Annotated in this window: 28 protein-coding genes; 11 read left to right on the top strand and 17 right to left on the bottom strand. The window is 33.4% G+C overall.

Translation table 11 applies throughout. The features are described 5' to 3' along the window. Positions 1-26: 26 nt before the first annotated feature. Positions 27-1,418 (top strand): MFS transporter, encoded by a 1,392-nt coding sequence (locus MXE27_RS04525; RefSeq protein ID WP_248611220.1) that lies wholly within the window; start codon positions 27-29, stop codon positions 1,416-1,418. On the opposite strand, the gene MXE27_RS04520 is transcribed toward MXE27_RS04525, so the two are convergent. The 4 genes from MXE27_RS04520 to MXE27_RS04505 all read right to left on the bottom strand — a co-directional run bounded on the left by MXE27_RS04520 (position 1,415) and on the right by MXE27_RS04505 (position 3,397). Next, the gene (locus MXE27_RS04520) at positions 1,415-1,693 is read right to left on the bottom strand and encodes an efflux RND transporter permease subunit (protein ID WP_248611219.1); all 279 of its coding nucleotides are present in this window, start codon (positions 1,691-1,693) and stop codon (positions 1,415-1,417) included. The two genes, MXE27_RS04525 and MXE27_RS04520, sit on opposite strands and share 4 nt — an antisense overlap. A 38-nt stretch (positions 1,694-1,731) precedes the next feature. Next, on the bottom strand, positions 1,732-2,010 hold the full coding sequence (locus tag MXE27_RS04515; RefSeq protein WP_248611218.1) for a DUF5750 family protein: 279 nt from the start codon (positions 2,008-2,010) through the stop codon (positions 1,732-1,734). A gap of 96 nt (positions 2,011-2,106) precedes the next feature. Beyond that, positions 2,107-3,087: an alpha/beta fold hydrolase gene (locus MXE27_RS04510; RefSeq protein WP_248611217.1), complete on the bottom strand. Its 981-nt coding sequence runs from the start codon at positions 3,085-3,087 to the stop codon at positions 2,107-2,109. Positions 3,088-3,157: 70 nt separating this feature from the next. Next, positions 3,158-3,397, bottom strand: coding sequence for a ferredoxin (locus MXE27_RS04505; protein WP_248611216.1), 240 nt, complete (start codon positions 3,395-3,397; stop codon positions 3,158-3,160). Between the two features lie 94 nt (positions 3,398-3,491). Here MXE27_RS04505 and MXE27_RS04500 point away from each other — a divergent pair, with 94 nt between their 5' ends. Together MXE27_RS04500 and MXE27_RS04495 are read left to right on the top strand one after the other, a co-directional pair. Next, positions 3,492-3,881, top strand: a complete 390-nt coding sequence (locus MXE27_RS04500) for a hypothetical protein (RefSeq protein WP_248611215.1) — start codon at positions 3,492-3,494, stop codon at positions 3,879-3,881. A 92-nt stretch (positions 3,882-3,973) separates the two neighbouring features. Beyond that, a complete protein-coding gene (locus MXE27_RS04495) occupies positions 3,974-4,411 on the top strand; it encodes a nuclear transport factor 2 family protein (protein ID WP_248611214.1) in 438 nt (145 codons plus the stop codon). Positions 4,412-4,414: 3 nt separating this feature from the next. On the opposite strand, the gene MXE27_RS04490 is transcribed toward MXE27_RS04495, so the two are convergent. Then, a complete protein-coding gene (locus tag MXE27_RS04490) occupies positions 4,415-5,839 on the bottom strand; it encodes a M48 family metallopeptidase (protein WP_248611213.1) in 1,425 nt (474 codons plus the stop codon). 241 nt (positions 5,840-6,080) lie between these two features. On the opposite strand from MXE27_RS04490, the gene nucS reads away from it, so the two are divergent. Beyond that, complete coding sequence (gene nucS / locus MXE27_RS04485) at positions 6,081-6,830, top strand: endonuclease NucS (protein ID WP_248611212.1); 750 nt, start codon at positions 6,081-6,083, stop codon at positions 6,828-6,830. 70 nt (positions 6,831-6,900) lie between these two features. Here nucS and MXE27_RS04480 read toward each other — a convergent pair whose 3' ends face one another. Beyond that, on the bottom strand, positions 6,901-8,049 hold the full coding sequence (locus MXE27_RS04480; protein ID WP_248611211.1) for a VWA domain-containing protein: 1,149 nt from the start codon (positions 8,047-8,049) through the stop codon (positions 6,901-6,903). A 19-nt stretch (positions 8,050-8,068) separates the two neighbouring features. Next, positions 8,069-8,923: an AAA family ATPase gene (locus MXE27_RS04475; RefSeq protein WP_248611210.1), complete on the bottom strand. Its 855-nt coding sequence runs from the start codon at positions 8,921-8,923 to the stop codon at positions 8,069-8,071. A gap of 131 nt (positions 8,924-9,054) precedes the next feature. Here MXE27_RS04475 and MXE27_RS04470 point away from each other — a divergent pair, with 131 nt between their 5' ends. Beyond that, positions 9,055-9,888 carry a carbon-nitrogen hydrolase family protein gene (locus MXE27_RS04470; protein WP_248611209.1) on the top strand — a complete coding sequence of 278 codons (834 nt, stop codon included), beginning with the start codon at positions 9,055-9,057 and terminating at the stop codon, positions 9,886-9,888. A gap of 17 nt (positions 9,889-9,905) precedes the next feature. On the opposite strand, the gene MXE27_RS04465 is transcribed toward MXE27_RS04470, so the two are convergent. Then, positions 9,906-10,472 (bottom strand): HEAT repeat domain-containing protein, encoded by a 567-nt coding sequence (locus MXE27_RS04465; protein WP_248611208.1) that lies wholly within the window; start codon positions 10,470-10,472, stop codon positions 9,906-9,908. 239 nt (positions 10,473-10,711) lie between these two features. On the opposite strand from MXE27_RS04465, the gene MXE27_RS04460 reads away from it, so the two are divergent. Together MXE27_RS04460 and MXE27_RS04455 are read left to right on the top strand one after the other, a co-directional pair. Next, on the top strand, positions 10,712-11,467 hold the full coding sequence (locus tag MXE27_RS04460; protein ID WP_248611207.1) for a metallophosphoesterase: 756 nt from the start codon (positions 10,712-10,714) through the stop codon (positions 11,465-11,467). Positions 11,468-11,510: 43 nt separating this feature from the next. Continuing rightward, positions 11,511-14,099, top strand: a complete 2,589-nt coding sequence (locus tag MXE27_RS04455) for an ATP-dependent helicase (protein WP_248611206.1) — start codon at positions 11,511-11,513, stop codon at positions 14,097-14,099. 12 nt (positions 14,100-14,111) lie between these two features. Here MXE27_RS04455 and MXE27_RS04450 read toward each other — a convergent pair whose 3' ends face one another. The 4 genes from MXE27_RS04450 to MXE27_RS04435 all read right to left on the bottom strand — a co-directional run bounded on the left by MXE27_RS04450 (position 14,112) and on the right by MXE27_RS04435 (position 16,531). Beyond that, on the bottom strand, positions 14,112-14,792 hold the full coding sequence (locus tag MXE27_RS04450; RefSeq protein ID WP_248611205.1) for a TMEM175 family protein: 681 nt from the start codon (positions 14,790-14,792) through the stop codon (positions 14,112-14,114). A gap of 42 nt (positions 14,793-14,834) precedes the next feature. Beyond that, on the bottom strand, positions 14,835-15,203 hold the full coding sequence (locus tag MXE27_RS11920; RefSeq protein WP_342765992.1) for a class I SAM-dependent methyltransferase: 369 nt from the start codon (positions 15,201-15,203) through the stop codon (positions 14,835-14,837). 9 nt (positions 15,204-15,212) lie between these two features. Then, positions 15,213-15,527, bottom strand: coding sequence for a class I SAM-dependent methyltransferase (locus MXE27_RS04440; protein ID WP_248611203.1), 315 nt, complete (start codon positions 15,525-15,527; stop codon positions 15,213-15,215). Positions 15,528-15,901: 374 nt separating this feature from the next. Further along, positions 15,902-16,531, bottom strand: a complete 630-nt coding sequence (locus MXE27_RS04435; protein ID WP_248611202.1) for a tetratricopeptide repeat protein — start codon at positions 16,529-16,531, stop codon at positions 15,902-15,904. Between the two features lie 117 nt (positions 16,532-16,648). Between MXE27_RS04435 and MXE27_RS04430 the strand changes: the two genes are divergently transcribed. After that, positions 16,649-17,980 carry a glutamine synthetase family protein gene (locus MXE27_RS04430; RefSeq protein WP_248611201.1) on the top strand — a complete coding sequence of 444 codons (1,332 nt, stop codon included), beginning with the start codon at positions 16,649-16,651 and terminating at the stop codon, positions 17,978-17,980. 11 nt (positions 17,981-17,991) lie between these two features. Here MXE27_RS04430 and MXE27_RS04425 read toward each other — a convergent pair whose 3' ends face one another. Further along, positions 17,992-18,852, bottom strand: a complete 861-nt coding sequence (locus MXE27_RS04425; RefSeq protein WP_248611200.1) for an alpha/beta fold hydrolase — start codon at positions 18,850-18,852, stop codon at positions 17,992-17,994. An 85-nt stretch (positions 18,853-18,937) separates the two neighbouring features. Between MXE27_RS04425 and MXE27_RS04420 the strand changes: the two genes are divergently transcribed. After that, a complete protein-coding gene (locus tag MXE27_RS04420) occupies positions 18,938-19,408 on the top strand; it encodes a flavodoxin family protein (protein WP_248611199.1) in 471 nt (156 codons plus the stop codon). Between the two features lie 2 nt (positions 19,409-19,410). Here MXE27_RS04420 and tsaA read toward each other — a convergent pair whose 3' ends face one another. The 4 genes from tsaA to MXE27_RS04400 all read right to left on the bottom strand — a co-directional run bounded on the left by tsaA (position 19,411) and on the right by MXE27_RS04400 (position 21,690). Further along, positions 19,411-19,818, bottom strand: a complete 408-nt coding sequence (tsaA, locus tag MXE27_RS04415; protein WP_342765990.1) for a tRNA (N6-threonylcarbamoyladenosine(37)-N6)-methyltransferase TrmO — start codon at positions 19,816-19,818, stop codon at positions 19,411-19,413. A gap of 22 nt (positions 19,819-19,840) precedes the next feature. Then, positions 19,841-20,515, bottom strand: coding sequence for a cyclase family protein (locus tag MXE27_RS04410; protein WP_248611198.1), 675 nt, complete (start codon positions 20,513-20,515; stop codon positions 19,841-19,843). Positions 20,516-20,693: 178 nt separating this feature from the next. After that, positions 20,694-21,197, bottom strand: coding sequence for a PRC-barrel domain-containing protein (locus MXE27_RS04405; protein WP_248611197.1), 504 nt, complete (start codon positions 21,195-21,197; stop codon positions 20,694-20,696). Between the two features lie 139 nt (positions 21,198-21,336). Next, positions 21,337-21,690: an ArsR/SmtB family transcription factor gene (locus MXE27_RS04400; RefSeq protein WP_248611196.1), complete on the bottom strand. Its 354-nt coding sequence runs from the start codon at positions 21,688-21,690 to the stop codon at positions 21,337-21,339. Between the two features lie 143 nt (positions 21,691-21,833). On the opposite strand from MXE27_RS04400, the gene MXE27_RS04395 reads away from it, so the two are divergent. Continuing rightward, the gene (locus tag MXE27_RS04395; RefSeq protein WP_248611195.1) at positions 21,834-22,079 is read left to right on the top strand and encodes a hypothetical protein; all 246 of its coding nucleotides are present in this window, start codon (positions 21,834-21,836) and stop codon (positions 22,077-22,079) included. A 198-nt stretch (positions 22,080-22,277) separates the two neighbouring features. Next, positions 22,278-22,757 (top strand): DUF308 domain-containing protein, encoded by a 480-nt coding sequence (locus MXE27_RS04390; protein WP_248611194.1) that lies wholly within the window; start codon positions 22,278-22,280, stop codon positions 22,755-22,757. Positions 22,758-23,232 lie beyond the last annotated feature (475 nt).

The following is a 23,232-nucleotide window of genomic DNA, read 5'->3' as shown; positions in this document are numbered from 1 at the left end:
AATTTACAGGTAATTTAAGTGATCCCATGAGTGAAGTGCTGGATAAAAAAAATTCTCGTTATGTGCTGGCAGTGGTAATATTAGGTGCATTCTTAATTCCATTTATGGGTGCTGCATTAAATGTTTCTCTTCCATCAATAGGGAATGAGTTTTTAATAGATTTAGTATGGCTTAGCTGGATCCCTACAGCATTTATACTAGCTAATGCTGCTTTTATACTTCCTTTTGGTCGTTTAGGCGACATATATGGGAGAAAAAAAATATTCACTTCAGGAGTTATAATATTTGCGTTAGCTTCACTAATGGCAGCATTATCTCCTTCAGGAATATTATTGATCATTTCAAGTTTTTTACAAGGTTTAGGTTGTTCTATGATTTTTGCTACAGGAGTAGCAATTTTAAGTTCAGTTTTTCCAGTAGAAACACATGGCCAGTCTTTTGGCATTTATATAGCTGCTGTTTATGCGGGTTTATTGGCCGGCCCTATTTTAGGAGGGTTCTTGACCCAAACATTTGGATGGAGATCAATTTTCCTGTTCAATATTCCCCTATGCATCGCAATATTATCTTTAATTGTTCTAAAATTAAATCAAGACTGGTCAGGATCTTATAAAGAAAATTTTGATATTAAAGGAACCTTAATTTACATCCCATCAATCAGCATTTTGTTATATGGGTTTACAAATGTTTTTCAATGGTATGGGCAGTTAATGATAGGTTTAGGAATCTTATTTTTGATATTATTCATTATAATAGAATATAAAACATTTAACCCCTTGATTAATCCCAGAATATTTAAAAAAATAGTTCCGGGGATTTCCAGTTTAACCACCATATTAATGATCACTTCCACCTCTGCCGTGTGGACACTTATCAGTTTATATCTTCAGTACATACAAACATTGAGTCCATTGATAGTGGGAATTATCCTCAGTATACAACCATTAATTGTGGCTATCTTTTCTCCTTTCACGGGCAAATTATCAGATAATATTAATGGAGCATATTTAGTACTTATTGGGATGATATTAATATCAATGGGTCTTTTTTTAGGCATTTTCATTGAATTAAACACGCCTCTTATAGCCATAGTTATGCTGGCTGTTCTTTTAGGATTAGGAAATGCTCTTTTTTCGTCGCCTAATACTAATATTTTCATGGGCTCGGTGGATAAAAAATTTTATGGCTCATCTTCAGCTGTTTTATCCACCATAATATTCACCGGACAGCTTTTAAGTTTGGGAATACTTATTCTGATATTCACCGGGACATTAGGAGGTTTAGAAGTTGTGCCTTCCCAATACGGCACATTTATTATAAGTCTAAAAGATACGTTCACCATATTTACTGCTTTAAGTATAATCGGAACTTTAATTATCAGCTTACTGGTATTGAAAATAGGTAAAAATAAAATTTAATTAATTAATTTTCTAAAAAGATCTTTTATTTCTTTTAATATGCTTTGAACCATTTCTTCAGGAGTTTCATCCTCCCAGGGTTCCATCCTGAAGAAAATACGAGATATTAAAACATTATTTTCATGAAAATCAAAAGAGTATCCTTTAAAATATTCCGATAAAACATTTTTATCTTCCAGCTTAATCTTAGAAAACTCGTTTTCGGTTAAAGTTACTAAAAAATCAACTTGCCACCCATCTGATGTTTTAATCAATTTTTTCTGGGTTATATCCAAATAAAACACCTTTTAAATAATTTCCAAGATTATGCGGATTAGTCTTCCAGCACGCCGGATAAAAATACAGTCATCTCAATTTCTTCTCGGGCAATGAAGTCATCCATCCGGATTGTAGCTTCCTGGGATCCAAAGGGGAAATACTCTTTCTCAAAGTAAACAGTCAACACTAATTCTCCAGAAATTATTTCTGTTTCTTCTTCTAATTCATCCATTAACTTTTTTTGAGAAATAGAATCTATATCTATGACACGATATTTTACATAATTTAATTCTTTTTCTTCATCAAACCCATAATCCAATACTTTAACTTGCAAGATATTCTCTCCACTCTTAACTAGAATAGTTTAATTCCAGCACGATAAACAAATGCAATTGATAATATTATTATATGTTAAAGATATTTAATAATTTTATTTAAACCCATCTAAAAATTCCCTGATATCGCCCCCAACTTTATCCAGTTCACCGGTTCCAATATGGCCCAGTAGGGAATCATAAATTATGAGTTCAGAATTTTTAATCAACCGGGACATTGGTATGGCATCCATAGCTGGGGGAAAATACTGGTCCTGATTGATGCCAACAATAAGAGTACTGGCTTTTATATCTAAAAGTCTATCTTCCAAATCAAAATTCATTGCTGCTTTATTTCTCCATACTGTATCATTAGCATCGTCTTTAGTTCCATCTAATCCCATCTCTTCCATCGCTATAACTATTTCATCGTTATTCATTTCATAGCGATAATATTCTCTAGAAACACCAAACTGGTACGAGTACTCTGAAATAGTTCTGGTGCATTTTTCTGGATTTTTTTTATAGTTGCCACCTTTATAATCAGGATCCCTTTCAATTAAAGAGTTGGTGAAATAAAAATTAGCATAGTTGAGGCCTTTAACCTGATAACTGGATACTAAAATTATCAGAAAGTCCATGAAATCTGGAAACTCCACACCCCATGTTAAAGCCTGAAAGCCGCCCATAGAATTACCAATTACTCCTTTTAGATGTTTTATGGGGAAACATTTTCTTAAGAACGTGTGGTGAAAATTTACCATATCTTTGATGGTGTAATCTGGAAAATCCGGTCCTAAAGATGTACTTGAAGGAGAAGCAGACCCCGGCGATCCCAACGATGATGGAGAAATTATATAAAATTCATCAGTATTTAATGGTTCTCCTGATCCAGTAACAGTATCTAAGCGTTTAATCGATGAATAATCTCCACTGGAGCCATGAAGATATAACACCGCGTTTTCTATTAATCCATTAGAATCTAGTTTGGGAGTTCCTATGGTTTGATATTCAACTTTTAAGTCATTTAACATTTCTCCGGATTCAAAAACAAATTCATCTATGTTAACATATTCTGGTTTAACTATTTTTGGCATAATATCTCCTGATTAGTATAATAAGAATGTGATAATTAATAAAAAGAAAAAAGATGTAAAAATAGATTTTTTAAACTAATTCGTTATCATCTTCAAAAACATGAATACATAGCACCGGGCATCTTTCTGCAGCATCTACACTGCAAAGGAGATTATCCAGATATTTAATCTGCACATCGCCATTTGAATCTGGATCTTTTATAGATGATATCCCATCATCGGCGAATTCCCATATATCCGGACAGGACTCAATGCAATTTCCACAAGATATACACATAGTACGATCCATTTCTACTCTATAACTGGCCATGAGCTCACCTTATTAGATTAATCATATTATAAGTTAAGTTTGGAATTTCAATTATTTATAAATACCCAAAATCAAAGATAAAATGGAGATAATTATGTTAAAACTAAAAGATGTTATTGAATTACAAGAAAAACTTATCATCATTTACAAGTACATCTCTCAAAAGAGACAACTTGCCCTGTTCTATTATTCAGGAATGGAAGATCAGATACCTTCCAAAGACCTCAACAGTAATCCTTTTGTTAAAAAAGTTGTAGAAATGGATCATGCTGAGGATATATTAAAAGAATGTATTTTAGAACTTGAAGATATGCTACCTCTAAAATTTAAAGAAGATTATGACCCTGAAGTTTTTGATAACGAATTCCAATACATCCTTTTTAAAAACAGTTTGGAAGCTTTGGGCATGAAATACAAGATGAAAGATTGTGATGAAATTGAAAAATTGGATATAAGTTCTTTAGTGGAATTAATAGGCTTGTAAGTCTCTAAAAAAGAACAATAAATTTTAAGTGCTCCCCAGAAAACAAAAAAAAATATTCAAACCAATTTACAGAATAACATAGTGGTGAGAATATGCAGGCAGATGAAAAAACGGAAAATGAAATTATTGATGTTTTGCATCAGTATGTGAAATCATATGTTGAGAAAAGTATCACTGATTTAATGGATATTGTTTCTTCGACAGAAGACACAGTTCTTATTGGCACCGGCCCAGACGAATGGGTAAGCGGACCATCTGAGATTAAAAAAGGATTTGAAAGAGATTTAAAACAATCAGATGCCTTGGAGATTGAATTTGGAGACATCAATGTTTCTTTAAATGGAGATATGGCCTGGACTGCTACCACTATGACCATGAAAGCATCTATTAATAATAAAACATTGACTTTGAAAGGTAGGGTTAGCTTCGTATTTGAAAAAATAGAGAATAAATGGTTAATTGCCCATCTACACTATTCCCTGCCTAATGATGAACAGGGCGAAGGAAAATCCTTCCCAGAAGTTAACTAACCATTAACTTCTGAAAGAATCCTTAAATCCATTTATAACATCTTTAGCAGATTTTAATAACGGACTACTAATTTTATCAGCATTTTTTAAATTTTCCAGCCTTTTTATTCTAAAGTATATTGGTGGGTGTGGATCCCATAATGCCCAGCTAGAAATTTTATAAGATCTCATTCTTTCAAACTGCAATTTTTGATATCCTATTTTTCTTAAAGCTTCGGCTAGAACTTGGGGAGATCCAATGACTTTAGCTGATAAGAGGTCTGCCCTCGCTTCAAAGAATTTTGCCACGAAAAATATGAGTCCCATTGCCACAAAAATATAGATTAATGGGGATATGATTACTAAAGGGAACAATATTGTTAACCTCAAAATGAATTCGCCTGAAATTAAACTGAAAAGTATTAAAGGATCTCTACCTTTCAAATGACCCATTTCATGACCAATGACGCTTAATATTTCTTCTTCATTTAATTGAACCAGTAACCCTGTGGTTATGAGAACCAATCCTCTTTTTGGGCTGGGTCCTGTAGCGGCTGCATTAGGCAGCATGTTATTAGATACAACAATTTTTGGAATAGGGATATCAAATAGTTCTGAAGCTTTTTTTATAATCTCATAGACATTTATAACCTTTGAACTTCGCATGGACGGGATGCAGTGCATGCCATATTTAGATAAAACTTCTTCTCCCAGATCGCATGTTGGAGATTTACCTAATGCCAGACTGGCATCATAAATTTCCTTTTTTATTTTAAAGAGTATATTTTCTCCAAAATTTTCTCTGAAGAATTTAAAATCTTTTTCTGGTATTTGATATTGTATTATGTGCACTTTGGGGTTTTCAGGAGTTATTTTCCAATCACCCATCTTCATATAAATTTTATCAGATAATAAAACAATGACCATCTGAATTAACAAAATAAAAATAACTGCATAAAATCCAAGAAATATGAATAAAATAATATTTACTCCAAAGAAAAGAACGTATAATAAGAGCATTCCACTTCCAAAGAGTCTTTTTGAAGCTTTTTTTCTAACAGAAGGTGGTTTTTCAGGGATTATTTTTTGTCCTTCTACCCATGCAAAATAAATAGTGGATTTTCTGATATTTTCTTCAAATAATTGTACCACAATAAAAATATCTTCAGCTAATTGATTTAGTGAATCGCTGGAAACATCCCCTTGTGGATTAAAAGATACTTTTATCTCATCCCCCGACCAAATTCTCCCTTCTATTGTGCCAGTGATATTATTTTTATCTTTAAAAACAAAAGAAAGATTATTTTGGCCTCTAAATTTGTTTTTCTTTATATCTTCAAAAACATCATTTTGGGGAAAAAGATAGTATTTGTAAATAAAGTCCAGAATTTGATCATGATATGCTGGTGAAACCTCGGTTTGAATTGTAAAGTTTTTGGGGTTAATCATTAAATCAACATTCTCCTTCTTTAAATTATAAGATGGCAACTTAACTTACGATTTGATGTTGTGAATTTTTAATTATACTGGCAAATGAAATGAACTAAAATTCAAGTTCAAAATAAGCCATGAGTATAATTATAGTGTGTTTGTATTAAATAAAATATCTTTATTATTTTTGATAGAATTTTCAAAGCGATAATCGATTATTTAGAAATTGTTATTTGTATCTAAAATCTAATGTAATTGCATGAAATTTATATCATGTGAAAATCCATCAACCTCTGAAACATTCAAAATAATTGATGACGGATTGCGAAAAAGAGCTTTAATCGTTATATTCGCATGTTGCAAAGCCATATATGAAGGAAGAGCCCGTAGTCAATTAGGATTTGGTGAAAGGGCCATAATGTTAAAACCAGACGGTGCTTTTCTCATTCACCAAGATAGAAAACTTGACCCCGTTAATTGGCAGCCGCCGAAGTCTCGTTCTAAAGTTAAAATGAGAGAAGGTGTTGTTTTTTTAGAGAGTGTTCGGCGAGCACCTGAAGAAAGACTGGAAGTTGAACTTAGAAACATTCACCTGGTATCATATTATATTCCTCAGGATGCTGAAGACCTGGAAGTGACCGGCCATGAAAAAGATATGGGCGAAATGATATGGAATTCACCAGAATTGATAGAAAAAGGATTTAGGCCAACTGTAAGAGAATATTCAACTTCTAAAGGATTTATTGATATTTTAGGCAAAGATAAAGATGGTTCAGTAATGATTCTGGAGTTAAAAAGTCGTAAAGCAGGAGTATCTGCAGTAAAACAGTTGCGACGTTATTTAAAAGATTTTGAAGAAGATAAAAAGAAGGTTCGCGGCATGTTGGTAGCTCCTTCTGCAACAGAAGATGCCCTAGAATTATTAGAAGAAACAGGTTTGGAATTTAAAGCTTTAGAACCACCCCGCGAATTGAAAATAGACAAAAAAATTACATTGGATTGTTTTTAAAACAATCACCTTAATTTAATTTTCCCAAAAAGATTCGGGGATTGTTTAAATATCCCATTCCACTTTTTTATTACAAACTTTCAATTAATATTGAAAGCTGTCTCAGGTTTCTCACCTCCTTAACCAAAGCCCCTGCATCCTGATAATCAGATACGCAGCTATCTACCACATTCCACTTTTTTTTATCCTCGGGGTTCAAAATAATTACTTTTTTAGACTTATTAACCATTTTTTCAATTAGAAGCGAACTCATAGGTTTTTTATCTTTTTTAGGTCCTGCCCAATCCCTACAATCACTTAAAATAATTACAGAAGACCTTGAATTCAAGCTGGCTTGTTTCAAAAAACTTTCAAATGCTCGGTACATGTTAGAAGTACCATGAATCATAATATTTTTCTGCCTTATATCCCTGACACTTGCAAATGCATTTAATAGATCTTTCTCTTGCATAGCCAACGTAGTCTCAACAGCTTTATTATCAAAATCAAAAAATTTTGAACGATAAAATGATTTTTGAGCCGCATATACTATACAAAAAAACCAGTTACTTATCCAGTCACATGACCCACTGACATCACTTAAAAAAATGTGTTGATTTTTCTTAATATGGGGTTTACTCTTGACAATATCCAGCATGGCCCCACCGTATTTTAAATTTTTTCGGAGCGTCTTCCTGATATCTGGTTTCATCTGTTTTGATCTTTTGAATCTACGTGATCTGCGGTTAGCAATTTTACGACCTAATTTATTGCATAAATCAAATAATTCGGGATCAAAAAAATCCAGGACATTAATATCGCGATCCATTAAAGACAATTCATCCATATTTAATCCTAGATCAATATAATCCTCAATAGAGGGATTATAATCAATATTATCGTTTTTTATCGATTTTATTTCCAATTTGTACTTACTATTATAATCCACACCAGTTGATATTTGATTATGCTGAGGGGTGTTTTTAGGTTTATTGGAATCCTGTGATTGGGATTTTGAATCTTCCTTTTTAAAATCATCCCTAAACAGTTCGTCGAACACTTGATTAAATTTATCTTTAAAACGAATATCTTTAACATAAACAGAGGATAGAGCATCTTTTAAATAAGCATCCTCCCCTTTAAGCAGTTGATATATTTCATAAGCATTTTGAGTACTCCTGATACTGGCGGGAATACCTTTACTTCTTAAGGCTTCAGATAATCGTACAATTTTATGCATAAATCTCCAATTTATAAATTTATTCTTTATTAAAGAACCGGGATTTCACTTTTTCCTGATCGTCCTGATTTTTCACTACTACCCCTAATGATTTCCTGAACTCATTTTCACCCAGTTCATTTTTTCCCAGGGCCAGCAATGTTTTAACCCAATCAATAGTGGCCCGGATAGAAGGTTTTTTAATTAGATTCATTTCCCGTATAATTTGGATAGTATTCACAACCTCTTCAATCAGATTATTAGGGGCTGATGGGACTTGTAGCTTTACAATTTCCATTTCCCTTTCAAAAGAGGGATAGTCAATATATAAATACAAGCACCGATCTTTTGTCTCATCAAGCAAGTTTCTTTGAGAATTAGAAGTTAGAAAAACCATTAAATCATTTTTTAAATCAAAAGTGCCCAAGTCATTTACAGTTATCTGTTGTTCGCCCAGCGCCTGAAGTAAAAAACTCTCTACCTCTTCATCTGCTTTGTCGATTTCATCAATTAGAATTATTGATGGTTTTTTATTTATGAAAGCAGAAAGTAGTGGTCTTTTTATAAAAAATTCATCCTGAAAAACATCCTTATCAACTTCACTTAAACGAGACATTTCCAGATGCAGTAACTGTTTCTGATAATTCCATTCACCCACAATCTGTTCAAAAGTTATGCCCTCGTAACATTGCACCCTGAAAAAATCCTTTCCCGTGGCCGTGGCCAGTTTTTTAGATAGTTCTGTTTTTCCAGTCCCCGGCGGACCCTCCACCAGCAATGGTTTTTTTAGATTTAAAGCTAGGAAAAGAGTGACTAAAGTGACTTCATCCGGTATATATCCTTTTTCCAATAGATCTTTGGAAATCTGGTTCATTTCATCTTTAGGGGATTCCATTTATACACTATCTCATATTTTGTACATATTTAAAATTTAATATAATAGTATTATCTAGCTGAATCTAATTAAATTTTTCAGAAAACCTTCCAGTGGAAAAATTAAATATTTTAAAATATTAAATAAAAACAATGATTCCTAAATTTAAAATTGGGCTATGCCAAATGGAAGTGGTGGATAGCAAGCAAGAAAACATATCAAAGGCATTAAAGATGATAGAATCCGCTGCTTCAAATGGTGCAGAATTGGTAATCTTGCCGGAGATGTTTAATTGTCCCTATGATAACACTAAATTCTTAGAATATGCCGAATCTGTTGATGATAGTGTTACTTTATATTCCTTAAGTGAAATTGCTTCAAAACTCAATATTAACTTAATTGCAGGATCAATTCCTGAGAAAACAGAGCAAGGCATTTATAATACCAGTTTTGTTTTTAACCCCAATGGGGAAATTATAGGTTTCCACAGGAAAATGCATCTTTTTGATATAGAAGTTCCAGGGCAAATATTTTTCAAAGAATCAGACACACTGGAATCCGGAGATATTATAACTGTTATTGAAACAGGACTATGTAAAATTGGGCTGGGAATATGTTATGATATGCGTTTTCCAGAGTTATCTCGTTTAATGGCACTCCAAGGAGCAGAACTTCTTGTGTTTCCAGGTGCATTCAACATGACCACCGGGCCTGCCCATTGGGAGACCTTGATTCGTTGCAGATCTTTGGATAATCAAGTTTATGTTGCTGCTGCTTCTCCTGCACGTAACATTGATGCTTCATATGTGTCCTACGGCCATTCCATGGTTTGTGATCCGTGGGGTAGTATTTTAAAACAAGCAAAATTTGAAGAAACAATCATTTATGCTGAAATTGATCTTAATAGAGAGAGAAATGTAAGAGAAGAATTGCCTTTATTAAAAAACCGGAGAAAAGACATTTATCAATTAAAAAATTTAAAATAAAAATAAGAGTATGTAAGTTATTTTTTCTGTATCTTTTTAAGGGCCTTGTTAGCTGCTTTTTTAAAGTCTTTATCTCCTTTTCTACGTGCTTTTTTTATAGGGTCAACTGCACGCTCATCCCCCAAATCACCAAGAGATCTTACGGCAGCCAGCTGAACTCCCCAATCATCATCGGTTAATGCTTCACACAGATTATCTAATGATTCCACTGCACCTAATTCACCTAATGATCTGGCAGCGACTTTTCTAACGCCCCAATCATCATCTTTAAGTGCTTTGATGAAATATTCTGCAGCAGACGGATCGCCTATTTTTTTTAAGGCAAAAGTGGCGTATCTGAGTGTTTCTCCTTCAGCATCATTTAAAACTTTAATTAATGGTTCAACCGCAGCTTTACCTTTGTTGCCCAATGCCTGAGCAGATTTAAACCTTACCTGAGGATTTTCATCATTAAGGGCATCTATTAATGGTTGAATAGCGGCTTCATCAGATATTTCTGCTAAATCATCCGCAGCTTGCTTTCTTATTTCAGCATCGTCACCTTTAAGTTGTTTAATAAGGTCATTAACATTAAATTCTGTCATTATATCACCCGAAAATCTGTTAAATTCATAAAATACTATTCAATTATCCAATACAAGTATTTTATAGTTCTTTTAAAATTTTAAATAAATATATTTTAACTAGAAATATTTTTATAATCATTTTCTAAAATGACATTAACTAATATATTTCCAAGAATATAATTAATATTGTTATTTTTTATAGGAATCAATATAATTGAATTAAATATTTTTTATAAAGATAAGGAGAATATGGTCCTTTGAAAAAGAATCAATCCCCCGGTACAGTACTTACAGACAATATAAGTATAGTTGATCTATCATTGAAAATTGGCGATTATCTCATAATCAGTGATTTACATTTTGGATATGAACATTCTCTAAATAGAGATGGTTTGATGATTCCTAAATTTCAATTTGAAAAAATTTTAGATCGATTGGAATCTATAAATAGTACCGTGAAATCTAAAAAGATAGTAATCAATGGTGATTTGAAACACGATTTTGGAAAAATAAATCGTCAAGAATGGAAAGAAGTTCACAGTTTTTTAAGCTTTATAGAAGATAATTTTGAAGAAATAATACTGATAAAAGGCAATCATGATAATTTCACCCCTTATATCGCCCGAAAATTTGATCTAGATCTTAAAGAAACATTCCGTTTTGACAATAATTTGATATTGCATGGCCACTTCATCCCTGAAAATATCAATGAATTATCAGATGAAAATATTATTATTGGACATGAACACCCTTGCATTGGCCTTAGAAGTGGTGAAAGGGTGGAAAAAATTAAATGTTTCTTAAAAGGAAGTTTTAATGAAAAAAACTTGATTGTTATGCCTTCTTTTAACTTTGTGAGTGAAGGATCTGATGTTTTACATGAAAAACTTTTATCTCCATTCCTTAAAAAAAGCAGTATAAATGAATTTGAAGCATATGGTGTGGAAAATTTTGAAGTATTTCCCTTTGGGAAAATAAAAAATATTATAAATGCCAGCCAGCGTTTTGTATAACAATAAGACCAAAATTATAAAATGAAAGACTATTTAAGATATTATGATCACCAAACAGAAGAAAATATATTCTGAAAAAGAAATTTATGAAAATTTACATCCCTGGGTTAGGGATTGGTTCCATAAAAAGTTCAGAAATTTCACTCCGGCCCAGCGTTACGCTATAATGGACATCCATCACAATAAAAATGTCCTTATATCTTCACCCACAGGATCCGGAAAAACACTTACAGCTTTTCTTTCAATAATCAGCGAACTTACCACTCTTGCTGAAAAAGGTGATTTAGAAGATAAAGTTTACTGTATTTATATTTCTCCCTTAAAAGCACTGGATAATGATATAGAAAAAAATCTTGAAGAACCATTATCTGAAATTGAAGAGCTGGCAAAGAGCCATAGCAAAGAATTAGGTATCCGAAAAGCCGTTAGGACCGGCGATACCACCCAGTACCAGCGCTCTAAAATGCTTAAGACCCCTCCACACATCTTGATAACCACCCCGGAAACCCTTTCTATCCTTTTAGTGGCCCCTAAATTCAGGGATAATTTATCTCATGTGAAATATGTTATTGTTGACGAAATACACTCTTTAGCTGAAAATAAAAGAGGAGTTCACCTTTCACTTAGTATGGAACGATTACAACATTTAATAGGAAGTTATACCCGTATAGGACTTTCTGCAACAGTTTCACCATTAGAAAAAGTAGCGGGTTTTTTAGTTGGTTATGAGTATGGAGTGGTTAGGGACTGCCTCATAGTTGATATTAATTATCTCAAACAGTTAGATATGGAAGTTATCTGTCCCGTGGATGATATTATAGCTGCAGATCCAGAAGAAATGAATACTGCCATGTATGATATGCTGGATGAACTCATCACCCAGCACCAGACCACTCTCATATTCACCAATACCCGGAGTGGAACAGAAAGTGTTGTATTCAACCTGAAAAAACGTTTCCCTAATGATTATCACAGCGACAATATCATGGCCCATCATTCCTCTCTTTCTAAAGAATTAAGACTAGAAACAGAAAACAAACTAAAAGAAGGTGCCCTTAAAGTTGTAGTTTCTTCCACTTCTCTGGAACTGGGAATAGATATAGGATATATTGATCTGGTAGTGCTTTTAAGTTCACCAAAATCAGTCTCCAGGGCATTGCAGAGAATTGGCCGCAGTGGTCATCGACTACATGATCAATCCAAAGGGAGAATAATGGTTGTGGATAGAGACGACCTGGTGGAATGTTCACTTATTCTTAAAAATGCCCTGGAAGGTAAAATTGATTCTATAAATATTCCAACCAATTGCCTGGATGTTTTATCCCAGCACATATATGGAATGGCCATTGAACATAAATGGGATATTGATTATGCTTATGATGTTATAAAAAAGAGTTATCCCTATAAAAATCTTTCCCAAGATGATTTTAAAAGCGTTTTGAGTTACATGGCTGGAGAATATACCAGTCTAGAGGAACGTTACGTATATGCTAAAATCTGGGTGGACTATGATGAGAACCAGTTTGGGAAAAGAGGTAAGCTGGCCAGAATGTTATATTCTACAAACATTGGAACTATTCCAGACCGTACCGCTGCTGTGGTGAAGTGTGCAGGGAAAGTAGTAGGGAGAGTAGAAGAAGATTTTATGGAGAAACTTCGAAAAGGAGATACCTTTGTACTGGGAGGGAATATTTACCGGTTTAATTATGCTCGAGGAATGAGTGTGAATGTGAGCCCCTCATCAGGACCACCCACCATACCATCCTGGTTTTCAGAACAATTACCCCTTGCATTTGATCTGGCACTCGACATACAACGTTTTCGTGCTATAATGGAAGGGAAGTTCCAATACAATAGAAGCAAAGAAGAATTTTTAGATTTCATTCATGAATATCTTTATGTCGATTACAATGCAGCCCATTCCATTTATCAATATTTTAGAGAACAGTTTTTATATGCTCAGATCCCTAGCAACCGTAAATTACTGGTGGAATTTTACACTGGTTTTGGAGGTCGTAAATTTGTAGTATTCCACAGTCTATTTGGCCGCAGGGTGAATGACGCCCTTTCTCGGGCAGTGGCCTATGTGATTGCTAAAAAATATAAAAGAGATGTTATGATATCTGTTTCAGATAACGGATTCTATTTAAGTTCTGAAGGAAAAATCAGTGGACTTGAAGGTTTTAAAGAATTGAATTCAGAGAATTTGGTGGCTATTCTTATTAAAGCCATAGATAAAACTGAAACTCTGGCTGGTCGATTTAGGCACTGTGCTGGGAGATCCCTGATGATTTTACGCCGGTATAAGGGACAGGAAAAATCTGTGGGTAGGCAGCAAGTAAAAGGTAAAATTTTACTTAAATTTGTTCAGGACCTGGATGAAGATTTTTCCATATTAAAAGAAGCCCGGCGAGAAGTGATCGAAGATTATATGGATGTTAATAATGCCAAAAGAGTTTTAGAGTGGATAGAAAGTGGACAGATGGAAATAAAGCAAATAAACACCAAAATTCCTTCACCATTTGCTTTTAATTTAGTAGCTCAGGGGTACCTGGATGTTTTAAAATATGAAGAAAGAATTGAATTCATTAAAAGGATGCATCAAGCAATAGTAAAAGAAATTGGGGATTAAAATCCAATTTATTTAACCATTACCGCGATTTTTATCAACTTTTTTAATTAAAACCCGCTGGTGGCGGTTAGCTAAAAAGAAAATTATAATAATAAACCCATAAGCTAGATTGCTGAAAAATGGGTTTATAAATGCCAAAAATATGGCAATTAAAGAAGCAACTGGGACTGCTAAGTTACGATAACTAATTATTTTAATATCCTGCGGACTTACATTCTTAAATAGAAGTTTCGGACGTCTTTTAACATATTCCCAGTTAATTAGTAGCATCAAGCTGGCAATCAACATGTTTATCTGGAAAAACAAAACAGCCACTCTAGTTTCGGGATAGTCCGTCCAGATTGATGTAGCAAATGGAACCAAAACAATGAATGATAAAAGAATTATATTTATCCACCAGTTAGTGGTATCTGCACACCGCATATAGCGAAACTGCCTGTGATGTATATTCAGTAAAATACCTAAAAGGAGAAAAGACAGAAAATATCCTAAAAATAAAGGATGTAAATTACTAAAAAATCCAATCAATGCTTGATCAGAGTGATAAACAACAGGAGTAACAAATTCCAATCCTAGAAGGGTAATTGCGATGGCAAATACTCCATCAATAAACGTTTCAAGCCTGTTTTTATCCCTTATCTTAATTTTTAGAGGATATTCATCAAAATATTTTTCCCCATTTTGATTATTCATATTGGTACTATAATCTGCAAAATTTATAAATCTTTTATATATTCATACATTTTTTATTATCTGCATCATTTCATCCCCACCTTTGCGGAATTGATAATCCACTTTGACCACATTTATTTGGTGCTTACTAGAAAATGCATTAATTATTTTTTCAACAAAAGCAGATTTCTCACCTTTATGTTTTACCAGAGGATAAATTCGAACCTCATCCTTTGCTACCCTAATCATTTCTTCCACCACATTTCTATGGAATTCCCAGTCCAACCTATGGTCATAAATAAATAATAGGTGGGCACACAACACTATATCAAAACTATCTTTTGAAAAAGGCAAATCCAATAAATCAGCTTTTAAATATCTTTTTCCTTTTGTTTGAGAATAATCGAGAGTAAAATCTTTACAAGACTGTATTCTACGACTTTAAAGATCATTTAGGTCTTTAAAGAAGTTCCAGACAAATTCATCTTGAATTTCTTTCAGAGCATTTATCAGAGCTTTCAGATGATCATTACACTTTTTATATAAAAATAATGGGTCTTTATCATACAAAATATCAACTGCTACACTATCAAAACCTTTTTTTGACATATATTGTGTGAATGAGCTTGCTCCCGCTGCACAGTCCAAAATACGTTTATCTTGTAGTTTATCCAATTTTAAATCAAACATTTTTAGATATTCCTCCCAACTACGCCCTATAAATATTGGCCCTTGAACTGGATCTGTTTTTTCCATAATTTATCACATTTTATAAGATTAATAAATTTATAGTATGTTTAAATGAATTTTTTTTAACTTGAAACAGGTTTAAGATAATTTATTTTATATTGAAGGCCAGAATAGCAGAATATACAATAGAAACGATAACTTTATATATGATTGCTTGTACATATAGAATTGTGTGTAGTATGCACACATCACCCCCCAATTGATCTTTCAACGTTAAATATTCTTTTTTTGTTGAAAGTTCTGAAAAATTAGCTTCCAGAGATTAGCACCTCCCATTTTCACTCCTAACAACCCCTTTTTTCTAACTCTGGAAGCTTTACTTTTATATTTTACAAGTAATGGGATTTGATTTTTTAAAATACAAATTATTACAGTATTTACTATTCCTTTGTCTGATCTTCTCTTTTTAAAATTAATTTTATATCTAAAAGCATTGCCCATGCTTCTTCGCGAGTATGAGCCAATTCTGGGGGAGCATTCTCCATAAATTTTTCAAGTGCTTCAATGGCTTCTTGATATCTATTTAAAAAGCGTAAAGATGATCCTTTACCAGCCCAAGCTCCCGAATTATTAGGGTTAATTTTTAGGGCCTGGTTAAAGTTATTTAATGCCTCTTCATATTGTGCCATACTGAATAATGCAGTTCCCCGATTATTCCATGCTTCATCATCTTTGGGGTTTAAATCAATAGCATGGTTAAAGCAGTTGACAGCTTCGTCAAATCTGCCAGATGCAGCCAAAGACACCCCCATATCAGACCATGCTTTTGAATTATCTGGTTCCAAATCAAGTGCTATCTCAAAAGACTCTATTGCCTCATTATGCCATCCAAGATCAGCTAAAACAACACCCCTATTGTCCCAAATCTTACTATTCTCCGGATCCAATTCTAAAGCGCGATCATATGCAAAAAGGGCTTCTTTATATTCCCCCTTTATAAAAAAATCATTTCCTCTTTTAATCCAGTTAATTGTCTCATCGAGATTTTCTTTAGAATGGGGCTCCTTCATATCAACACCTGAGTATATGTAATATTTATAAAAAGCAATAAGATTAAATTTTTGTATCAATCCCAGAATAAGTTATCTGAAAAAATATAATATGCATTTAAATCAGATAAGAATACTATGGGTTCATCTAAACTAAACTTTCAAGAGGATTTAGATTTTATACGGATATTATGGTGTGATAATGCTAATATAATCCGTGCCAAAGCAATACATATTAACAAAAAAGTTAATTTTCCATTAAGAGTCGGTATAAGCTCAGCACAACAGGGAGTTCCAGTTATGTATGATGGAGTAGTCCCGGACGCCGGTTTATCACCTGTGGGTGAAATTCAACTTGAAGGAGATATTTCTACGCTGAGCGAACTCCCATACGCACCCCAACAAGGTAGGATGATGGGGAATATGATGTTAAAAGGTGAAATGTGGGATTATTGTCCTCGTGGATATTTAAAGAAGATGATAGAGAAAACAAAAGAGATAGGTATCCAAATAAAAGGATCATTTGAAAACGAGTTTTATCTTTTTACAGGTTCTAAAGTAGAAATAAATGAATTGTTATGTGTGGATAAAACTCCTTTTGCATCAACACAGTCAATGGATATAAATCAGGACTTTGTAATGGAATTAGTCAAATCTCTAGAATCTCAGGGTATTACTGTGGAACAATACTATCCTGAAGCCGGTCCCGGGCAGCAGGAGATAACAATAAAATATTCAGATGCAATGCGGACAGCTGATAATCAGATTGTTTTCAGAGAAACCACAAAGGCCGTGGCCAGAAAACATGATAAAACAGCTTCATTTTTGCCAAAAATATTTCCAGATAAATCAGGTAGTGGCTGTCACCTCCATTTAAGTCTCTGGGAAAATGGGGAAAACATTTTAGGCAGTAGTGAGGATAGTTATGGGCTTTCCCTCAAAGGTAAGCATTTCATTGCAGGAATTTTGAAACACTTACCGGCAATTATGGCGTTAACCACACCCACGTGTAATTCATACAGGCGTATACAGCCCCACAGCTGGAGTGGAGCATATCAGTGCTGGGGAATGGATAATCGTGAGGCCGCGATAAGAGTCATATCTGAAAGAAAAGGAGCAGTTCAACACTTTGAAGTGAAAACTATTGACGCCAGTTCAAATCCCTACCTTTGCATGGGTGCGGTGATAGCTGCAGGAACTGACGGCATAATAAACCAGACGAAGCTACCTGAACCCATCCAGGAAGACCCGGGAGATCTTTCATCAGGTGATTTGAAGACTCAAAATGTTGCAGCATTGCCCTCCGATTTAAAACAAGCCATTATAAATCTTGAAAATGACCAAATCATACTTGATTCTATGGGAAGCCGACTTTCCAAGGCATATATTGCAGTAAAAAAAGCGGAACTGGAATTCTTCAAGGATTTGAGTATGGATGAAGAAGTGGGTTTTCTTCTAGAAAAGTTCTAAAAAAGAGGAGTTTATTTATTTAAAAATTGAATTACCTTTGAATTCACTATATCCGGTTGTTCCATATTCAAAGTGTGGCCCGCTTTCATAATTATCTCTGATTTGAGATTAGGAATATTTTTTCTTGCTCTTTCAACAGCTTTTAATGGAGAGTAAATCTTTTCTTCATCACCCACCAGTAGTAATGTGGGTGTGGTTACGCTCTGCAGTTCTTTATCCGTATAAACGGTTGGGAAAACCATCTTAGGACGGCAATGTTTATTAACAATATCCATAAATGTTATAAATTCATTTGGTGGCTGATAATCGCGGTGGGCCATCATTTTCAGGGTTTTTTCAGTTGAGGGCATAATCGGTAAATTTGGCATTCTTAAAGCTATCTGCATAAATAATTTAAAAGAAGTGATAGAAGCTGCAGGGGCTAAAAGAACCAATTTATCAAGTCTTTCAGGATTGGACATAGCAAAATTTAAAGCCAACCAACCACCGTAAGAATGTCCCATGATATTAATTTTTTCCAGTTGAAAATGATCAATTATCTCCAATAACCATTGATTATATTGTTCCCTGCTTTTAATTTGTTTTTGCGGTCTGCTCCAGCCACAATCCCCCATAGTGTCAATAGCCAGTATATTAAAATGTTGGCTCAATACAGCAGCATTTGCATACCATTCAACAGAGCTTACTGCCGCTGCATGAAGGAGAATTAAAGGAGGTTTAGTATCAGAGCCACTTAAGTTCAGGTGCGTGGTTCCAAAACTGGTTTCAACTTCATATGATTGATATTCCACCCCCCAAAGTTTCATAACCTTGAGGTATGCAGAAAGATATTCTGTTTGCCATTCTTCTGGAAATGGACTTTTTTCAACCATTATTTCATCTCTCCTTTTGAATAATAAATTGGTTTTGATCTCTTAAAATATAATTATAAATTGTATACTTAATAAATAAATTAGTATGAAAGCACTTGTAGTTTATTATTCTAGAACAGGTAATACTCGAGATATTGCCCAGACTATTGCCCGTGAAATGCCCTGTGATATTGAAGAAATTTATGATACTCAAAAAAGATCCGGCATTATCGGTTGGTTAAAATCAGGTTATCAGGCCAATAGGGGTAAGTTAACCATTTTAAAACCTATTGAGAAAGATCCATCAGATTACGATCTGGTGATTATAGGAACACCCATATGGGCTGGTCTTCCTTCAGTTCCTATTAGGACTTATCTTGTAGAAAATAAAGATAAATTCCAAAAAGTAGCATTTTTTGCTACATATGGATCTTCCGGTTTTTCAAAAACCATCGAGGCCATGAGTGAGATTTGCGGTATGGACGCCGTGCAAACTATGGGCATTAAAGAAGAAGATATGAAAAAACAGACCTGTGACTGTAAAATTGACCCATTTGTAAGGGATATTTCTAATTAACTCTAATCAACACAATCAATATCTTTCCAGTAAGGCTTAATATCCACCACTAATGATCCATCCAGTGCTTCTAATCCCTTAACTGTTAACTTCGTATCATCTATCTTAATTAATTCTACAAGCGATAGGGCTATGGGGTTGGGCCTGCTGGGTGCTCTAGTGGAAAAAACTCCTCTTTTTTGAGTTTTACCATGAGGAATTACTTTAAGCAAATTTCTTTCTGATTTATCGCACCAGTAAAGTATATGAATGTTTTTAACATTTTCAATACCATCCAAAGCTTCCTTATACTCTTTAAATACCTCTATCACACTTTCAGAGGTGGTATATATTCCCTGATGCGGTGTTTTTGATTTTTCTTCAAAAGGCGAATGAATTACACCTATTGGTTTTAAAGTCATCTCTTTCATAGTCACCACTGACTTTGATAATTTATTCTAACTGCGCTATTACTGTAGCTGGGGCACTGTCCACTCCTTCAATCTGCCATGGAAAAACCATTAATTTTTTTATTCTTTTTTCAGGAAGAATACCATCTAATTTCATGTCCTCAATCAAAAACAGAGGATCACCATACCCTTCTTTTTTAACAAATGCGGTTTTATGAGCTTTAACTGCAGTTTTTTCATCACCATAGCTTGAAATAGATACACAATCGATCCCTATACATCTTATTGAAGGATATTTTTTGCGAATATGGTGAATTAAATCTGGAGAAATTCCAGGACTTTGGGTTAAATATTTTTCAGGATTGCTATCTCTGTAGTTGCTAAATCCAGTGGAAATTAAAAGACAATCTTTTTCACTTAAATCCCATCCATCTAATTCTTCAAGGCCTATGGTCCCTTTAGGATCTTGAGGAGATTTCAGTAACAACACATTATTGAAAATAAAATCTGAGGCCTCATATTCTGAAATTGTTTTCCCATCATCTAAAAAATGTGCTGGTGCATCTATATGTGTTCCGGAATGGTTTTCAATAGAAAGCATATAGGTATTGTATCCTTCAGTCCCAATAGTATTTTGATGAGTAATTTTTGGCTCTTTCAGTCCTTTATAAACAAGTGATTTTTCATGAATATTATATGAAAGATAAGTATATTGCATGTTTTTCACCAAAATAGTTTCCATTGATTTTTAGATGTCATAATCAGTTCCAGGAATTCTTTAGTTTATATCCGAATAATCTTCTAAAAGAAGCATTAGTCTGAAGATTGTGGTGATTTGATCCCCATCCGATTTATAAATTTTTAATAATAGTTAAAAATAATTAAAAAATAAGTTTTTAGATTAATCTATCTTCAATATCGTCCAGATCAAGCTTCAAGACCATGAAATCTTTAATATCTATTATTTCCCCTTCACCAACCATGAATGTTTTTCTACCTAAGTCTGATTTTGATTTGATTATTACATTTTCAATCAAACATTCTTTAGGTTTTACAATCATATCCTCAACAGTTCCTAGTTCTACTCCATTTTGAGTTATGACTGTTTTTCCAATTAATTTTTGGAAATTCAAGGCAACTTTTTTAACGGAATCAAAATCCTCCTGGCCTAAACGTTCTCCTGCTTCCTCTTGGGATAAGGTTATTATGATATAGTCCCCAATTGCATCTATCTCTTTTTCAGTGACGCTTAAATATTTTTTACTTAAAACACCGCCGCTGGATATGATTACCCTATCAATTAGACATTCCTCAGGTTTTACAATGATATCTGCTATTTTTCCAATTTCTAATCCTTTTGGATCAATTACAACTTTACCTATAAATTCACTGGCCTTCATAAAATAACATCCCCTATTTATTCTACAAGTAATATGTTATAATTGTTTTTTGTCAATTATACAATTATCTTAAAAAAAATCAGCCTCATCAAATATAGATATATGACTACTGGGAAAGATGCAGTTATAAAAGGTATGGTTATTCTTCTGCATGTTCTATGCCCATTTTAATAAAAAGCAGAACATGTTCATCTGCAAGATAATATCGGGCCATTTTACCTTCTTTTTTAAATTTAACCATATTTTTATCCCTTAAAACCCTCAATTGATGTGAAACAGCAGATTGGCTCATTTCCAAAAGCGCTGATAAATCACAAACACATAAAGATGTTTTAGAAAGAGCATGTAATATTTTAAGCCGGGTGGGATCACTTATAGTTTTGAAATTATCTGTGACCTTAATAATCAAATCATCACTTAACATTTGATTTTTAATATCTTTTACTTTCTCCTCATTCACTTTTTCTATTTCACACATCCCTTCTTCTTTCATATGAATATATTTTCAACTAAGAGAGTATAAAAGTTATGGGCATGGAAGGGTGAGGAGTTGATATCCTGGTTTTAAGAAAGGTATTTAAAATATTCCGACAATGAATGTATAAGGAATTAATTAGCTGAACGATGTGGTATATCATGACTGTAGAATGGGTGAGAATAAAAGATATCCAGGGCAAATCTTATACTTACAGCACTAAAAGGCGGCCTAATGCCGAAGAAATCAGAATTACTGAAGAAAAAATTACTATTAGTCTCAAAAGAGGAGAAGACGGAATTCCAACTCATAGAGTTTTTTTAAAGTCCAGTTTAATTTATTATGAATATACGTCTGATCATTTACAGAAAAAAGCACAGCATCACAGCATATTATCCAGAAGATAATTCTTTTTTATTTTAAAATCATTTTAACCGGACTATTCATTTCTATTTTTTTATCAAGTTTATCTGCTGTTTATTTAAATCAAAAATTTAGCTATTTTTTAATATAATCCCATTAAAATCCTCATAAGTTATATAAATCAAAAAAAATATTATTAAACTAATAAGAGTTTGCTGGATATTTTACGGGGGAACAAGAAAATGCAAAAAATAGGTAGCGCTTTAGTTTTGATAATCCTTGGTTTAATTGTCCTGGCTTTCCCACTATTAGGTGTGATACCAGCTAGTGTAATCACCGGATTTATAGTTTTAATATTAGGTTTAGGTCTCCTCTTAGGAGGAATAGTTGAAATGGGTGAGAGTGCAGCCCTTGGAATCCTGGAAGTTGTTCTAGGAATTATAGCACTTATCCTGGGAATTGGATTTATATTCAACCCCGCAATGTTTAGTTTCCTTGCAGCATTTATAATTTACCTTGCAGGTTTCTTCCTGATTATTGCAGGTATTATGGGTGTAATCTCCAATGTTGGAGGAAGCAGATGGAATGGTATTGTAGCCATAGTAATAGGTGTTCTTTACCTGATAATAGGTTCTTTTGTTTCAGATCCTCGGGTCTTAGGAGCATTAATAGGACTATGGTTGTTAATTACTGGAATAATAATGTTATTCCAAAAAGAATAAATTAATTTAAAAAACTGTAAATTCAGCAAAACTCTTTTTATTAATTTTTAAATAATTACTTAAACATCAGCATATGTTTTTAGGATAAACTAAGAATAAAATATAAATAATATCTATTTTAATGGATTGAACAATCCATCATGATCAATTAAATAACAATCAAACCATTAATTGATAAAAGTAACATTAAATTAATCTAATTCATTTAAATTCAAAAATTAGCCAGTTAATTAAATAAACTCATAAAATCGCTAATTCATAATAATATGATATATAAAGGGGGGTTTGGGTGGGTTGTTAATTAACCCACCCAATAATAAAAAGGGGGTGAATGTGAAAATGCGCTAATAAAACAGCACACAAACTAATAATAAACAATACTAAATAAAAAAACCATTTATTTCAATTAATTATATAAACATGAGATGGGCTGGCAGCGTTATGAAATTCCCATAGGAACAAACCCACAGTACCA

This window comes from Methanobacterium alcaliphilum (assembly GCF_023227715.1).
Classification (GTDB): Archaea; Methanobacteriota; Methanobacteria; order Methanobacteriales; family Methanobacteriaceae; genus Methanobacterium_E; species Methanobacterium_E alcaliphilum.
The sequence above is the reverse complement of the archived record's forward strand: the minus strand, read 5'-3'. Positions and strand labels throughout refer to the sequence as shown.

Excerpts from the sequence above, each read along its gene's own strand:
- MXE27_RS04495 (WP_248611214.1), top strand. The coding sequence starts at position 3,974 with ATGCAGGCAGATGAAAAAACGGAAAATGAAATTATTGATGTTTTGCAT.
- MXE27_RS04440 (WP_248611203.1), bottom strand. The coding sequence starts at position 15,527 with ATGGAAAAAACAGATCCAGTTCAAGGGCCAATATTTATAGGGCGTAGT.
- nucS (WP_248611212.1), top strand. The coding sequence starts at position 6,081 with ATGAAATTTATATCATGTGAAAATCCATCAACCTCTGAAACATTCAAA.
- MXE27_RS04480 (WP_248611211.1), bottom strand. The coding sequence starts at position 8,049 with ATGCATAAAATTGTACGATTATCTGAAGCCTTAAGAAGTAAAGGTATT.
- MXE27_RS04395 (WP_248611195.1), top strand. The coding sequence starts at position 21,834 with ATGACTGTAGAATGGGTGAGAATAAAAGATATCCAGGGCAAATCTTAT.
- MXE27_RS04465 (WP_248611208.1), bottom strand. The coding sequence starts at position 10,472 with ATGACAGAATTTAATGTTAATGACCTTATTAAACAACTTAAAGGTGAC.
- MXE27_RS04400 (WP_248611196.1), bottom strand. The coding sequence starts at position 21,690 with ATGAAAGAAGAAGGGATGTGTGAAATAGAAAAAGTGAATGAGGAGAAA.
- MXE27_RS04420 (WP_248611199.1), top strand. The coding sequence starts at position 18,938 with ATGAAAGCACTTGTAGTTTATTATTCTAGAACAGGTAATACTCGAGAT.
- MXE27_RS04470 (WP_248611209.1), top strand. The coding sequence starts at position 9,055 with ATGATTCCTAAATTTAAAATTGGGCTATGCCAAATGGAAGTGGTGGAT.
- MXE27_RS04500 (WP_248611215.1), top strand. The coding sequence starts at position 3,492 with ATGTTAAAACTAAAAGATGTTATTGAATTACAAGAAAAACTTATCATC.
- MXE27_RS04405 (WP_248611197.1), bottom strand. The coding sequence starts at position 21,197 with ATGAAGGCCAGTGAATTTATAGGTAAAGTTGTAATTGATCCAAAAGGA.
- MXE27_RS04410 (WP_248611198.1), bottom strand. The coding sequence starts at position 20,515 with ATGCAATATACTTATCTTTCATATAATATTCATGAAAAATCACTTGTT.
- MXE27_RS04510 (WP_248611217.1), bottom strand. The coding sequence starts at position 3,087 with ATGCCAAAAATAGTTAAACCAGAATATGTTAACATAGATGAATTTGTT.
- tsaA (WP_342765990.1), bottom strand. The coding sequence starts at position 19,818 with ATGAAAGAGATGACTTTAAAACCAATAGGTGTAATTCATTCGCCTTTT.
- MXE27_RS04525 (WP_248611220.1), top strand. The coding sequence starts at position 27 with ATGAGTGAAGTGCTGGATAAAAAAAATTCTCGTTATGTGCTGGCAGTG.
- MXE27_RS04425 (WP_248611200.1), bottom strand. The coding sequence starts at position 18,852 with ATGGTTGAAAAAAGTCCATTTCCAGAAGAATGGCAAACAGAATATCTT.
- MXE27_RS04475 (WP_248611210.1), bottom strand. The coding sequence starts at position 8,923 with ATGGAATCCCCTAAAGATGAAATGAACCAGATTTCCAAAGATCTATTG.
- MXE27_RS04505 (WP_248611216.1), bottom strand. The coding sequence starts at position 3,397 with ATGGCCAGTTATAGAGTAGAAATGGATCGTACTATGTGTATATCTTGT.
- MXE27_RS04430 (WP_248611201.1), top strand. The coding sequence starts at position 16,649 with ATGGGTTCATCTAAACTAAACTTTCAAGAGGATTTAGATTTTATACGG.
- MXE27_RS04455 (WP_248611206.1), top strand. The coding sequence starts at position 11,511 with ATGATCACCAAACAGAAGAAAATATATTCTGAAAAAGAAATTTATGAA.
- MXE27_RS04435 (WP_248611202.1), bottom strand. The coding sequence starts at position 16,531 with ATGAAGGAGCCCCATTCTAAAGAAAATCTCGATGAGACAATTAACTGG.
- MXE27_RS04450 (WP_248611205.1), bottom strand. The coding sequence starts at position 14,792 with ATGAATAATCAAAATGGGGAAAAATATTTTGATGAATATCCTCTAAAA.
- MXE27_RS04390 (WP_248611194.1), top strand. The coding sequence starts at position 22,278 with ATGCAAAAAATAGGTAGCGCTTTAGTTTTGATAATCCTTGGTTTAATT.
- MXE27_RS04490 (WP_248611213.1), bottom strand. The coding sequence starts at position 5,839 with ATGATTAACCCCAAAAACTTTACAATTCAAACCGAGGTTTCACCAGCA.